Source organism: Neisseria sp. P0022.S010 (assembly GCF_051956635.1).
In genome coordinates, this window is the sequence record NZ_JBQCXF010000058.1 from 1 (window position 1) to 13804 (window position 13804).

Consider the following 13804-nt stretch of genomic DNA (forward strand, 5'->3'; position numbering starts at 1 on the left):
GCTGCTCGCCGAGCGTTCGGGTAGGTTGCTTGAGCACACCAGCAATGATGTGCCTAGAGGAATGACTGTCCGCGACAGAACCCGGCTTACCGTCCGAGCTGTATGTCCCCATACCGCGGCAGGTTTTTAAAACCTGCCGCATTTTTATAGAAATAAAAAGGCCGTCTGAAACCTGAATCTTGGTTTCAGACGGCCTTTTTTAAACCGCTGTTTATGGACGGTATTCCGGTTTCATGCCGTTGGGCAGGAGCTGCCATACATAGCCGGTGGTTTTCATTTTACCGGCCACTTCGCCTGCTTCGTCGCCATAGCCCCAGAAATAATCCACACGGACTGCGCCTTTAATCGCGCTGCCGGTATCTTGCGCCATAATTAAGCGGTTGAGGGCTTTTTTGGTGATCGGATGGGCAGTGGCGACGAATAACGGTGCGCCAAGCGTGATGTAGTGGCGGTCGATGGCACCGGCGTATTCGCCCATCAACGGCGTACCCAATGCGCCCACCGGGCCGGAATCGCCGCTGCCGGTCAGCTCGCGGAAGAAGACGTAGCTTGGGTTTTGTCCCAAAACTTCGGCAAGGCGGCCGGGGTTTTGCTTCATATAGGCCTTGATGCCCTGCATGCTGGTCTGACCCAGCGGCAGATAGCCTTTGTCCGCCATATAGCGGCCGATGGAAACATACGGATGTTCGTTTTTATCGGCAAATCCGACACGGATGTATTTGCCGGACGGCGTTTTCAGACGGCCTGAACCTTGAATGTGCATAAAGAAAAGTTCGACCGGATCATCTGCGTAACCCAAAATCGGCGCTTTGCCGTTAAGCGCGCCGCCGTTGATTTGGCTGCGGGTGTAGTAAGGAACGAAACGGCTGCCTTCAAAACGGCCTTTCAGCGCGGTGCTGCGTGCTGTAATCGGGAATCTGGACAAGTCGGCCGTGTATGCGCCGCTGTTGTCGATGACGCCGCTGTTTGGGCCGGTTTGGCGGATGCGGACGGTGGCTTTGCTGCCCCTCAAGTTTGCAGCCAGCGGAACGGAAACAAAATCGTTCGGAATGCCGTAAATAGGGAAACGGGATTGGCTCGTGGATTTGTCGTCGCCGCGCAGGACCGGTTCGTAATAACCGGTAATGGTGCCGGCAGGATTGCCGCCGTTATCGACGCGCCATGCGGTGAAATAGCGCTCGAAAAAGTGCTTGGCTTGGAAATGGTGCACCGGTGTTTGCATGGCCTGGATACAAACGTCCTGCCAGCCTTGGCGGTTTTTAAGTTTTTCACAGCCTAAACGGAAAGATTGCAGGCTTTTGGTAAAGTGTTGGAGGTCCCAGTGCGGCAATTCGTTGTAGGAAACTACGGTGTAGTTTGCTCCTCCCCCGCTCACTGTCGTACCGACGGGATCGGGCGTACCGGTGGGGCGGTCAGGGCCTTTGATAACGCTGGTGTCGGTTTCGGGGAGGTTTTTAATGCTTTTGCTCGGACAGGCGGCAAGAATGGCCGCGGCAATGCTGACGAGCGTAATGCGGTACAAATGTTTTTTCATGAAATCAATAGCGTGTCGAAAGGCCGTCTGAAAGCGATTTTTCAGACGGCCTATGTTGGAAAGTGCTGATTTTACATAAACATAAAATACACTAAGTTATTTTATTGAACATATATCGTACTTTATCTATCCGACTATTTGGACGACGGGGCTGGCAAACAGGTTCACCGGTAGTAACATGGTACCCTTTTAACTCTGTTAAACAAACACTACGTCCATTTGTAAAGAAAGTTAAATCACTACGATATTCTTGAATACACCGAGCAGGGATTTCTCCACTAAGAATGACCTCATTATTTTTCAATTGAGTGTCTACGATGTTCGCACAATATTTAGGAGCATCGTTGTATGCTCGTGAAAGATATTCCTGTGGCGCATAAATTTTAAAACTAAGATATGGCTCTAACAATTCTGTTCCAGCTTTTTTTAAGACTTGTTCCAATACAATAGGAGCAAGCATCCGAAAATCTGCTGGGGTACTAACAGGGCTATAGTATAAGCCATACTTAAAACAGATTTTACAATCCGTCACATTCCAACCATATAATCCTTGTTCGCAACCATAGCGTATCCCTTCCATAACTGCATTTTGAAATGATTGATTTAAGTATCCAAGAGAAACCGAGCTCTCATACTGCATTCCACTTCCCAACGGAAGCGGTGATACAGATAAACCAATGGAAGCCCAGAAAGGATTTGGCGGCACTTCGATGTGAATGGTATATTCTGCATTTTTTAACGGTCTCTCCATATAAATGACTGTAGGCTCTTTTAGTTCTATCTCCACATGATACTTTTCTTGCAACAGTGCACTAATCACTTCCATTTGTACTTTCCCTAAGAAAGAAAGTATGATTTCATGTGTCGCAGAATCCACATAATATCGCAGAAGCGGGTCACTGTCGGAGATTTCTAAAAGTGCATCAAGTAACATTTCCCTTTGTTGAGGTTTGCTCGGTTCAACAGTCGTTTGCAGCAGAGGGAGGGGATTTTCAATTCTCTCTCTCTGTGGCAATAGCTTTGTATCTCCAAGAACACTATTTAACTTCAAAAACTCATTCTGCAAAATAACAATTTCCCCGGAATAAGCCTTATCGATTTTACATAATTCACCATTTATTGAAGTATACATTTCTGTAATTTTTATTTTTTCCTTTTCCGATATTCTAACCGAATCTCGCAAATGCAGTACGCCACTATAAAGACGTATATATGCAAGACGCTGTCTTTTTTCCGAATACTCAATTTTGAAAACTTTTCCGCAAAGTTCAGACTGACCTCGATGTGTTGATGAATAAAATTTATTCGTAATCACTTCTATAAGGTTATCAATCCCTATATTGTTTTTTGCACTTCCGTGATAAACAGGGAACAGGGAACAATTATGAAATCTTATGCTTTCCTCTTGTTCGAGTTCTAATGCTTCCAATAATTTCCCAGACGTATATTTCTCCAAAAGGTAATCATTTCCTTCTATTACCATATCCCATTGTTCAGATTCGGTAAAGTTCATTACACGCATATTAGGATGCAGTTCTACCTTCTGTTTGATTACAATTTCGGCAGAAAGTTTCTCTTTAATATCCTGATAAACCGTTGATAAATCAATTCCATTTTGGTCAATCTTATTGATAAAAAAGATTGTGGGAATCCCCATTTTCCTAAGTGCATGAAATAATATACGAGTTTGTGCTTGTACGCCATCTTTTGCAGAAATCAGTAGAATTGCCCCATCTAAAACTGATAATGAACGATATACTTCTGCTAAGAAATCCATATGTCCTGGCGTGTCTATGATGTTCACCTTCGTATTTTCCCACTGAAAAGAGGTTATTCCTGTCTGAATTGTAATTCCTCTCTGACGTTCTAAAAGCGTATTATCCGTCCTCGTTGTACCTTTGTCCACGCTTCCTAATTCTGTAATCGCTCCACTGTTATATAATAAGCTTTCTGTTAAGGTAGTTTTTCCTGCATCAACATGAGCTAAAACTCCAATATTAATAATTTTCATGTGATTTTCCTCCATTCAAAAACCCAAAAGGGCATAAAAATCCCAGTGATAAATACTTTTATCACTGGGATTTTTATGCATAACCATAGGTATACAAAGCATACAGATATTCTCTGGATACTTTAGAATCACATGATAAAGGTATTCTTAAACTGGGTACAAAAAACTAAGCCCTCCTAAAAAAGGACATCTAATTATTTGTTCCCGCTATCAAATTGACAGTTTATTTAAGAATACCTTGCCGCATATTTATTAACTCCTTTTAAATAGTCACTTAAATAATAGCACGTAAGAGCATATTTGTAAAGGAATCTCCAATTTTTTATCAAAAAAAGCGATTTATCGGCGCGGCGGCAATTTGACGACAACCGTATCGGCCAGCATATCGTAGAGCGTGCGGCGGTCGCGTTTGACGGAAAAGAGCATGATGAAGTTGATGAAGGCTATAAGCAGAGAAATCAGGTTTCCACCCGTGTCACTTATTGCCAACGATACAATAGTTACCACAACACCAACAGCAAGCGCCCAGACAACTTCGCGGATTAAAACCGTTCCTTCAAAGCCCGGATTGCTTCCGTCATTTTTTAACACCCGGATGCCCATAATTTTTTTACCTAAAGACTGACCGTCCCGGCTCATGTAATACAGTTGGAAGATACCGAAAACCAAATAGACAGCCAAAGAAATAAAAAATGTTATGGCAAAATATTCAGGGGTATTAAAAAGAGAAGATTCCGAAACTAATTTTTTGCTTTCATCTAAAGTAAAAACTACCATCACAATAAATGGCAACCATATCAAAAAAGTAAACAGATTATTCAACAAATATGCCGCAACCCTCGCCCCCGGCGAAGCAATATGGACATCTACTATTTCTGTTTGGGGCAAATCCGACAAATTGATTTTGCTCATTTAATCTTCCTCTGTACCATTAATGAAATGCAATTTCATTGCCATCTTAACCTATTTTCCTATCATTCTAAAAATTTTCGATAAAAACCTTTACATTTTCCGCAGACGGCGTTAAAACGTTTGTTTTCCCCTTTTTTATAGTGGGTTAACAAAAATCTGAACAAAGCGGCAGGCGATGCCGTTCCGATTTTTGTTAATGCACTATAAACTTATCCGGATTTTCTTTGTAAGGAGTAACACATGAAAGTAGGTTTTGTCGGCTGGCGCGGTATGGTCGGCTCTGTTTTGATGCAGCGTATGAAAGAAGAAAACGACTTCGCCCATATTCCCGAAGCGTTTTTCTTTACCACTTCCAACGTCGGCGGTGCTGCCCCTGATTTCGGTCAGGCGGCCAAAACATTGTTGGATGCCAACGATGTTGCCAAATTGGCAAAAATGGACATCATCGTTACCTGTCAGGGCGGCGATTACACCAAATCCGTGTTCCAACCCCTGCGCGACAGCGGCTGGAACGGATACTGGGTTGACGCGGCTTCTTCCCTGCGCATGAAAGACGACGCGATTATCGTCCTCGACCCGGTCAACCGCAACGTCATCGACAACGGCCTCAAAAACGGCGTGAAAAACTACATCGGCGGCAACTGCACCGTTTCCCTGATGCTGATGGCTTTGGGCGGCCTGTTCCAAAACGATTTGGTCGAATGGGCAACCAGCATGACCTACCAAGCCGCTTCCGGCGCGGGTGCGAAAAACATGCGCGAACTCATCAGCGGCATGGGCGCGATTCACTCCCAAGTGGCAGACGAGCTTGCCGACCCTTCCAGCGCGATCCTCGACATCGACCGCAAAGTGTCCGATTTCCTGCGCAGCGAAGACTATCCGAAAGCCAACTTCGGCGTACCGCTCGCCGGCAGCCTGATTCCTTGGATTGACGTGGATTTGGGTAATGGCCAGTCCAAAGAAGAATGGAAGGGCGGCGTGGAAACCAACAAAATCCTCGGCCGCAGCGACAATCCGACCGTAATCGACGGCTTGTGCGTGCGCATCGGTTCTATGCGCTGCCACAGCCAAGCCATTACCCTGAAGCTGAAAAAAGACCTGCCTGTTTCTGAAATCGAAGCGATTTTGGCAGGCGCGAACGACTGGGTGAAAGTCATCCCCAACGAAAAAGAAGCCAGCATCCACGAGCTGACGCCCGCCAAAGTAACCGGCACGCTGTCTGTTCCCGTCGGCCGTATCCGCAAACTGGAAATGGGCGGCGAATACATCAGCGCGTTCACTGTCGGCGACCAACTCTTGTGGGGCGCTGCCGAGCCGTTGCGCCGCGTATTGCGCATTATCTTGGGCAGCCTGTAATTTAGGTTGGCATGAAAAAAGCAACGGTTTGAGCCGTTGCTTTTTTGTCACAAAAAGGCCGTCTGAACCTTTCAGACGGCCTTGTTTCCTATTCTTTTTTACCGGCCAAACCGATTTCTTTGGTGGAATCGCCAACTTTGATTTGCGCCTTACCGGCAATTTCTTCAGCCTGCGGGCCGAAGAGTTTCAAATCGTAACGGCCGTTTTCGATACCGTTCAAACTGGTTTTACCGCTGATGGCGGCTTTTCCGTTGTTATTGGCAATGCCTGCGGCAAGCAGGTCGACATTATTGTGGGAAGCCATGCTGCTGATTTTGCCGTAACCTTGTTTTTTATCGAAATCGACAGTGTATTTCAGACGGCCGCTGCGGTCGTCGCCGTTAAACGCGATCCCCGAATACTGATAGCTGCCTTGTTTGGGTAAATTGCGATACGCTGTTTCATCGCCTTGGACTTCGCCGACGGTGAATGTGTATGTATCGAGGTTTTGCAGCTTGCCTGCATCATCGGCTTTTTGTTTGGCGTAACGCGCGGCAACAGCAGAATAATTTTGTTTATACACTTGGAAGTCGCCCGTTTCCAAAGTGATGACTTGGCCGTTTACCTTGATTTTTTGGGCATAGTCGTAAGAGGATACTTTATCGGTTTTCAAAAAGCCGGTATCGAGTTTGCCGCCTTTTTGCAGGGTTTGCGTTTTACCGTTGGCTGTCAGCTCCAACGTACCGTTTTCAGGGACGGATTCGTTCAATTCAACGGACAACACGCCTTTCGGATGCGGATTGAGCGGCTCGGTAACGGCATTCGACAAGCCGCTTGTTGCGCCGCCGCAGGCAGCCAGCATCAAAGACAGGGAAGCAGTCAAAGCAGAAATACGGAGGGTTCTCATCATTTTTTCCTTTCCTTTTTATTTGGTATGATATTTATCATATACCTAAAAAAATGAACAATAAATGATTTTTGTCAAAATTAAGCATTTTGAATATTGATTTTATAAATATTGAAACATTTTTAAAATATCGGGTATTCAGTCTATTCAAAGTCCCTTCCGCTATAATCATTTTATTTTGCAAACGGATTTCATCATGCCGAAAATCACCCTCATCGCCGCCTACGCTGCCCGCCGCTGTATCGGCATCAACAACACCATGCCTTGGCATTTGCCCGAAGATTTTGCCTTTTTCAAATCCTACACCACCGGCAAACCCGTCATTATGGGCCGCAAAACATGGGAATCGCTGCCGCGCAAGCCGCTGCCCGGTCGTCCAAATATCGTCATCACCCGCCAAGATTATCAGGCCGAAGGCGCGCAAACGGCGGCTTCTTTGGAAGATGCGCTGGCTTTGTGTCAGGGGGTTGAAGAAGTCATCATCATGGGCGGCGCGCAAATTTATGCACAAGCCCTGCCGATTGCCACCGATTTGCGTTTGACCGAAGTCGGTTTGGATGTGGACGGCGATGCGTTTTTTCCTGAGTTTTCCACAGAAACATGGCAAGAAGCCTCTCGGGAAAACCATGTTTCCGCCAAAGGCATCGAATACGCGTTTGTGCATTATGTGAAGGCATAATCCGACAATGCAAAGGCCGTCTGAAACCCTGTTTTCAGGTTTCAGACGGCCTTTTTATTTCGTTTGTTTACGGCATACCGTTTAAGCTGTTTTGTTTTTCAAAGGCAGTTTGATATGCGGTTTGGCCGGCTTGGGCGCTTCTTTCAGTCCAAGTTCGATTTGCTGCTCTTCGCTCAACAAATTGCTCCAGTCGCCTTTTTTATACCAGTCGCGGCCGTCCAACTCGATGGGGTGTTGGATGCGTTCGCAACCATTGCCGCATTGCAAATCGTCTTCTTTGCAGTATTTGTCGCAACCCCAGCAGATACGCTCGGGATTTTTCGGGAAAATGGGAAATTTCTTGGCCATGATGTTCTTCTTTTGTTTGTGTGCGGTATGGGCAGAATTATAAGTGATTTGAATGGGACTGGCGGCGGGTTTATCGTGTTTTACGCTGATTTTTTAAGATGTGTTAACCTTTCAGACGGCCTATACTGTGAAAACTATCCCTATTCAGTACAACAAGAGGACCCAATATGAACATATGCCGTCTGAAGCCTGAATTTGTCGAGCCTTTATCCCTCGCGCTGTTTGAGGAATGGCACGATTTTGCGCCGTGGTCGTCCCTGGACAAAATCCGTGCGTATTACGCGCAGTGCCTCGATGGGGATGACTTGCCGCTAGCGTTTGCGGCTGTGGATAAGGAAGGGCGGCTGATGGGCTCGGCGGCATTGAAGCGGTTTGATATGGCGTGTTTTCCCGAATACGAATATTGGCTGGGCGATGTGTTCGTTTTGCCGCAATTTCGCGGTTTGGGCGTAGGCAGGCAGCTGGTTTCGTTTTGTCTGGATAAAGCACGCAAACTGGGTTTGCCGCATCTGTTTCTCTATACGCCGGATGTGCAGGCTGTGTATGAAAAGTTCGGCTGGAAAGAAATCACCCAGACTTGGCACAACGGGGAAACCGTATCCGTCATGAAATTGGATTTATAGCTTGAAAAAATAAAAGGCCGTCTGAACATTTGGTTTCAGACGGCCTTTTATTTTAAATTATCCACAACTACCCTATCCGTTTAAACGGCGGCAAACAGGCCAATAATTGCTGGCCGTAGCGTTGCGTTTTGACGCGGTTGTCGAGGATGGTCACTCGGCCGTAATCCTGTTCGGTACGGATAAGGCGGCCGACGGCTTGGATCAGTTTGATGCTGGCTTCGGGCACCGTGATTTCGATAAAGGGATTGCCGCCGCGTTGTTCAATCCAACGGTTTTGGGTTTTCTCGATGGGGTTGTCCGGCATGGCAAACGGCAGCTTGGCGATAATGACCTGTACGCAGGCCGTACCGGGCAGATCGAGCCCTTCGGCAAAACTGTCGAGGCCGAAAATAATGCTGGCTTTGCCTTCGGCAATGGCTTGATGGTGCCTTTGTAAAAGAACGGCCTTGGGCAACTCGCCCTGCACAAGCAGAAGCGGCAAGTATTCGTCAGGCAGGCGCAAGGCGACGTCCTGCATTTGTTTGCGCGAGGAAAACAACACCAGCGTGCCGATGGCTTCAACCGGTGAAACCAGCTTCGGCAACCATTCGACAATGGCGGCCGTGTGCGCATCAGGGTCTTTCGGGCTGGCGTGCACGGGCGGAATATACAGCTCGCCTTGCGCATCGAAATTAAACGGGCTTTCCAAAGCAAGCGTGGTGGTTTCGGGCAGCCATAATAGGCCGGTTTGACGCAAAATCAGGTTGAAGCTGCCGAGTGATTGCAGGGTGGCCGAAGTCAACACCGCGCCTGCCGCGCGCCGCCACAGATTGTTGGCAAGGTGGGATGCGCTGCTGATGGGGCTGGCGTTGAAAATATAGTCGTTTTTGTCGTCGGCACGGCGGGTTATCCATTTTGCCAACGGCTCTTCGCCCTCAATGGGAACGGTGGAGAGTAAATCCCAAACCGCGCTGATTTGTTCGATACGGGCGATAAAAAGGCCGAACTCGCTGGTCAGGCGGTCGATGAGCGCGCCGTCCTGTTCTTTTTCGCGGCGTGCGGCGGAAAGCGCATCGTTCAGGCCGATAACGTGTTTGAGCAGGCTGCGCGCAGCAATGGCCGTATTGGAAACCGTGGTTTCCAGGCCTTCGGGGATTTTGCCGTCTTCCCACAGCCAAGTCGGTTCGTTGTGTTTCCGCCTGTCGTTTTCAGACGACCCCAGACTTAAAGACGGCTCTTCCGCCAAGTGAAACTGCCATTCGTGCAGACTGTCGAGCAAGGATGTGGCAGCTTCGTCGGCAAGGTTGGCAAGTTCGGCTTTATCGGTAAGCGCGGCAATTTTGCCGGTCAGCTGCGGCAGTTTTTCCAGCGTCCAAACGGCAATATTCCATGAATGTTCGGCGGCAAAACGGCTGAGGGCTTTTTTGGGCAGGTGGTGCGCTTCGTCTATGCAATAGAAACTGTTTTCGGGCGCAGGCAGAATCACGCCGCCGCCCATGCTGATGTCGGCAAGCAAAAGATCGTGGTTGGCAACGACGACATCGACGGTTTCCAAGACATCGCGCGCCAGGTAAAACGGGCATTCCGGACGGTTGGGACAGGCGGATTTCAGGCAGCCGTGGCGGTCGTTGGTCACTTTGAGCCAAATTGCGTCATCGATTTTTTCCGGCCAAGTGTCGCGGTCGCCATTAAAGCGGCGGGCGGAAAATTCATCGGCAATGTCGCGCAGCAGGTTCAATTCTTCCGGCTTGGGTTTGCTGTCCCACAACACTTCCGGCGCTTCAAAACCAAGCAGGTTTTGCTGGGCATTGTTTTGCGTCAGTTGATAAAGTTTATAGGGGCAAAGATAACGGCCTCGCCCTTTGGCAAGCGCAAAGGTCAGCTCCAAACCGCTTTTTTCGACCAGAAACGGCAAATCGCGGTCAACCAACTGCTCCTGCAAAGCTACCGTCGCGCTGCTGACGATCAGCCGTTTGCCGCGCGTCTGCGCCATGATGCCGCCTGCCAAAAGATAGGCCAACGATTTACCCACGCCGGTCGGCCCTTCGATCACGGCAATGCTTTCACCCTCGCGTTTGGGCGCTTCTTCGCCTTCTTCACGCGTCAACGTCCGCGAAAAAGCGTTGGCAATCGCCGCAATCATTTCCCGTTGCGAAGCGCGCGGACGGAAACCGGGCAGGTTTTTGCCGATGTTTTGGTAATGGTCGCGGATGGCGTTTTTTTCTAAATCGGTGAGCATTGAGGCCGTCTGAATGGGTTTGCAAGAATAGCGTATTTTAGCATTTTTACCTTCATGAAGCCTTCGTAAAGTCTTACTCTATTTTAGGGTTTGGCATTTTGATGGCGATGGCCAAACCGAAAAACCATAACCGGTTTTAATCAAGCAAAAGGCCGTCTGAAACTTTAGCCGCACTGATGCAGAGGCACCCACAATTTTTGCTTTTCGGATTTGTTTTTCTCGTAGCGGTTCCACGCTTTTTCATGAAAATAAAAGACGACGGTATTGACGATGGGTTCGACCAAAGCCACCGCGCTGGAAACACCGATACTGCCGGTCAGAATATAGGCGACACTAAATGCGACGCTGAAATGCAAAATAGCAAATGTAATGGTTTTAATCATTTTGTTTTCCTGATACATTGATGTTTTAATCGCTACATAATAATTATTATCAACTAACGCGTATATTTTAAATCCTTTATCCTTATTTAGATTTTATAAATCGATATTTTATTTTTAATAGGAATTTTATGAATCCGCTCCAAATTGTCGTCCTCGACCGCGATACCCTCGTCAACCGCCCGTTTGACTTTGATTTTCCACATACATTAAGCAGCTACGGCACAACCGAAGCGCACGAAACGCTGGCGCGTATCCGCGGTGCGGACATTGTGATTACCAATAAAGTCGTGATTTCCGCCCAAGCCTTTGCCGAAAATCCACAACTCAAGCTGGTTGCCGTTACCGCGACCGGCGTCAACAATGTGGACGTTGAGGCCGCCAAACAAAACGGCACGGCAGTGTGCAATATCCGCGCTTACGGCAATGAATCCGTGGCGGAACACGCGTTTATGATGATGATTACCCTGATGCGCAACCTGCCTGCCTATCAGCGCGACGTTGCGGCAGGCTTGTGGGAAAACTCGCCGTTTTTCTGCCACCTCGGCGCACCGATGCGTGATTTAAACGGTAAAACGCTGGCGATTTTCGGTCGCGGCAATATCGGTAAAACGCTGGCAGCTTATGCACAGGCTTTCAAAATGAACGTCGTGTTCGCCGAACATAAAAATGCCCAAAGCGTCCGCGACGGCTATGTTTCCTTTGACGAAGCCATCCGCTCCGCCGATGTCGTGTCGCTTAATTGCCCGCTCACGCCGCAAACGGCAAACATGATAGGCGAAGCTGAATTGCAGCAAATGAAACCCGGCGCCATCCTCATCAACTGCGGACGCGGCGGCTTGGTTGATGAAGCCGCTTTGGTTGCGGCGTTGAAATACGGCCAAATCGGCGGTGCAGGTTTTGACGTGTTGACACAAGAGCCGCCACGCGACGGCAACCCTCTGCTGAAAGCCCGACTGCCCAACCTCATCGTCACACCACATATTGCATGGGCAAGCCAAGAGGCCGCCAACCGTCTGTTTGACATCCTTTTGGACAACATCAACCGCTTCGTGGCCGGCAATCCGCAAAATCTGGTTTAAGCTATGGAAAACCTGTTGATAAAGTTGTGAACAATTTTAAAGGCCGTCTAAAATATTCAGACGGCCTTTATTAATCTTTATTTATTTCATAAGGTTATCTATCAATCAGGTTAAATCGTTTCATTCTTCATTGTGGATAACCCTATAAAAGCTGAAATCAGGCTTTCGGCTGGATGAGGTGGACATCGCATTGCGGGAACGGGATGTTGATGTTGGCGGCACGCAGGTTTTCAACCACTTGCTCGTTCAGGGCGAATCGGAACGGGCCGAGATTTTCTTCTTGCGTCCACGCCCAAAGGGTGATTTCGATGGCGCTGTCGCCAAGGTTGGTAATGTATACGACGGCAGGTCGTTCTTTGGTTTGAACACACAATGGATGCTCGGTTGCCGCTCTCAATACGGCGTCTTTGGCAACTTTTAAATCACAGGCGTAATCGACGCCGACCACGACTTGGGCGCGACAGAGGGATAGGGAGGAGCGGTTGACGATGCTGTTGCTCATGACCATGCTGTTGGGCAGGACGACTTCTTCGTTGTCCGGCGTGCTCAAAGAGGTCTGCACCATTTTGATTTCGCGGACGATGCCTTCAAAACCGTTGACGCGGATAAAGTCGCCGACTTTAAACGGGCGGAACAGGATAATCAGCGCGCCGGCGGCGAAGTTGGATAGTTGGTCTTTCAAAGATAAAGCCACGGCCAAGCCTGCGCCACCGATCAAGGCGGTCACGGAAGTGGTCGGAATGCCGAGTTTGCCCAGTGCGGCGATGATGATGAGGATCAGCAAACCGATATTGGCGACGTTGCCGAGGAAGCTGACCAGCGTTTTATCGATTTTGGCGCGAGTCAGCGCGGCTTTCATCAGTGTCACCACGCGTGTGGCGACCCAGCGGCCGATAAAGTAGATGGCTAAGGCGGCCAGCAGGTTCGTGCCGAAAGACATACCAACTTGGGCGAGGCGTTCCCAGCCGGAGAAGGAGGAGAGGGATTGGATATCGAAATTCATGATTGTGTATGCGTGTGAAGTTGTTTAAAAGGTCATTGTAAAACAAGGCCGTCTGAAAAACTAATGATTTGGTTTTTCAGACGGCTTTTAATCTTTCTTAAATCTTTTTCAGCTTAACGTAAAACGGTTTTGCTCCAACGGCTCACCCATTGTTTTTGTTTGGTGTTGATGTCGGCGCGGTTGGGGGAATCGCTGTGTTTCGGGGTTTGGGCAAACTCGAATACTTTGGGCAGCGGCGTGTTTTTTGCAGCCGGATAGACCCACATTTCGGCAGGCAGGGCTTTTTGCACTTCGCCGCTTTGCAGCCAGCTTACCAGTTTGGCTGCCAGCTCGGGTTGTTTCGCGCCTTTCAAAACGGCCGCGCCTTCAACTTGGCGGAATGTACCGCCTTTGAGGAAGAGGTTGCCGGTGGGCGGGGTGCTGTATTTGCCTTTGGAGTAGTGGACTTCGGCCGCTGGGCTGGTGGCATAGCTGACCACGAGGGGGTAGGCGCCGCCGTTTTGGGTGAAGTCGGTGTAGTAGGCTTCGCTCCAGCCTTTGGCGACTTTCACGCCGTTTTGGCGCATTTGCGCCCACCATTTGAACGCGCCTTCTTCACCCATGCCGCCGATGTTGGCCAAGAGGAAGGAGAGGCCGGGCGAGGAGGTGGCGGGAGACGGGGTTACCAGAAGGTTTTTATATTCCGGTTTGGTCAGGTCTTGCAGGGTTTGCGGCAGGGGCAGTTTTTTCTGTTCAAACCATTTTTTGTCGTAGTTGATGGCGACATAGGCGT

The 13804-nt window shown here is 48.7% G+C and carries 14 protein-coding genes; 4 read left to right on the plus strand and 10 right to left on the minus strand.

Features of this window, described 5'->3' with window-relative positions; translation table 11 throughout:
• Positions 1 to 211 precede the first annotated feature (211 nt).
• From mltA to ACTHUT_RS07795, 4 genes are all read right to left on the minus strand, one after another.
• Positions 212 to 1534, minus strand: a complete 1323-nt coding sequence (gene mltA / locus ACTHUT_RS07780) for a murein transglycosylase A (RefSeq protein WP_049344924.1) — start codon at positions 1532 to 1534, stop codon at positions 212 to 214.
• 91 nt (positions 1535 to 1625) lie between these two features.
• Positions 1626 to 3545, minus strand: a complete 1920-nt coding sequence (gene tet(M), locus ACTHUT_RS07785; RefSeq protein ID WP_063856397.1) for a tetracycline resistance ribosomal protection protein Tet(M) — start codon at positions 3543 to 3545, stop codon at positions 1626 to 1628.
• 15 nt (positions 3546 to 3560) lie between these two features.
• Positions 3561 to 3647: a tetracycline resistance determinant leader peptide gene (locus ACTHUT_RS07790; protein ID WP_011058339.1), complete on the minus strand. Its 87-nt coding sequence runs from the start codon at positions 3645 to 3647 to the stop codon at positions 3561 to 3563.
• A gap of 237 nt (positions 3648 to 3884) precedes the next feature.
• Positions 3885 to 4457 carry an RDD family protein gene (locus ACTHUT_RS07795; RefSeq protein ID WP_049344925.1) on the minus strand — a complete coding sequence of 191 codons (573 nt, stop codon included), beginning with the start codon at positions 4455 to 4457 and terminating at the stop codon, positions 3885 to 3887.
• Between the two features lie 240 nt (positions 4458 to 4697).
• Between ACTHUT_RS07795 and asd the strand changes: the two genes are divergently transcribed.
• Positions 4698 to 5813: an aspartate-semialdehyde dehydrogenase gene (gene asd / locus ACTHUT_RS07800; protein ID WP_440386743.1), complete on the plus strand. Its 1116-nt coding sequence runs from the start codon at positions 4698 to 4700 to the stop codon at positions 5811 to 5813.
• 88 nt (positions 5814 to 5901) lie between these two features.
• Here asd and ACTHUT_RS07805 read toward each other — a convergent pair whose 3' ends face one another.
• Positions 5902 to 6699: a factor H-binding protein gene (locus ACTHUT_RS07805; RefSeq protein WP_440386754.1), complete on the minus strand. Its 798-nt coding sequence runs from the start codon at positions 6697 to 6699 to the stop codon at positions 5902 to 5904.
• Between the two features lie 196 nt (positions 6700 to 6895).
• Between ACTHUT_RS07805 and ACTHUT_RS07810 the strand changes: the two genes are divergently transcribed.
• Positions 6896 to 7378: a dihydrofolate reductase gene (locus ACTHUT_RS07810; RefSeq protein ID WP_440386745.1), complete on the plus strand. Its 483-nt coding sequence runs from the start codon at positions 6896 to 6898 to the stop codon at positions 7376 to 7378.
• A gap of 81 nt (positions 7379 to 7459) precedes the next feature.
• Here ACTHUT_RS07810 and ACTHUT_RS07815 read toward each other — a convergent pair whose 3' ends face one another.
• On the minus strand, positions 7460 to 7726 hold the full coding sequence (locus ACTHUT_RS07815; RefSeq protein WP_003686685.1) for a DUF3079 domain-containing protein: 267 nt from the start codon (positions 7724 to 7726) through the stop codon (positions 7460 to 7462).
• Positions 7727 to 7893: 167 nt separating this feature from the next.
• On the opposite strand from ACTHUT_RS07815, the gene ACTHUT_RS07820 reads away from it, so the two are divergent.
• Complete coding sequence (locus ACTHUT_RS07820) at positions 7894 to 8349, plus strand: GNAT family N-acetyltransferase (protein ID WP_003747729.1); 456 nt, start codon at positions 7894 to 7896, stop codon at positions 8347 to 8349.
• A 67-nt stretch (positions 8350 to 8416) separates the two neighbouring features.
• On the opposite strand, the gene dinG is transcribed toward ACTHUT_RS07820, so the two are convergent.
• Together dinG and ACTHUT_RS07830 are read right to left on the minus strand one after the other, a co-directional pair.
• Positions 8417 to 10567, minus strand: a complete 2151-nt coding sequence (gene dinG, locus ACTHUT_RS07825; protein ID WP_315117066.1) for an ATP-dependent DNA helicase DinG — start codon at positions 10565 to 10567, stop codon at positions 8417 to 8419.
• 164 nt (positions 10568 to 10731) lie between these two features.
• Positions 10732 to 10950: a DUF2061 domain-containing protein gene (locus ACTHUT_RS07830; RefSeq protein WP_070826381.1), complete on the minus strand. Its 219-nt coding sequence runs from the start codon at positions 10948 to 10950 to the stop codon at positions 10732 to 10734.
• 128 nt (positions 10951 to 11078) lie between these two features.
• On the opposite strand from ACTHUT_RS07830, the gene ACTHUT_RS07835 reads away from it, so the two are divergent.
• A complete protein-coding gene (locus tag ACTHUT_RS07835; RefSeq protein ID WP_440386747.1) occupies positions 11079 to 12029 on the plus strand; it encodes a D-2-hydroxyacid dehydrogenase in 951 nt (316 codons plus the stop codon).
• Between the two features lie 157 nt (positions 12030 to 12186).
• Here the strand turns inward: ACTHUT_RS07835 and ACTHUT_RS07840 are convergent, their stop codons facing one another.
• Together ACTHUT_RS07840 and ACTHUT_RS07845 are read right to left on the minus strand one after the other, a co-directional pair.
• Positions 12187 to 13032, minus strand: coding sequence for a mechanosensitive ion channel family protein (locus tag ACTHUT_RS07840; protein WP_440386748.1), 846 nt, complete (start codon positions 13030 to 13032; stop codon positions 12187 to 12189).
• Between the two features lie 113 nt (positions 13033 to 13145).
• Positions 13146 to 13804 (minus strand): thiamine ABC transporter substrate-binding protein (locus tag ACTHUT_RS07845; protein ID WP_440418721.1); only part of this gene is annotated, 659 nt, incomplete at its 5' end.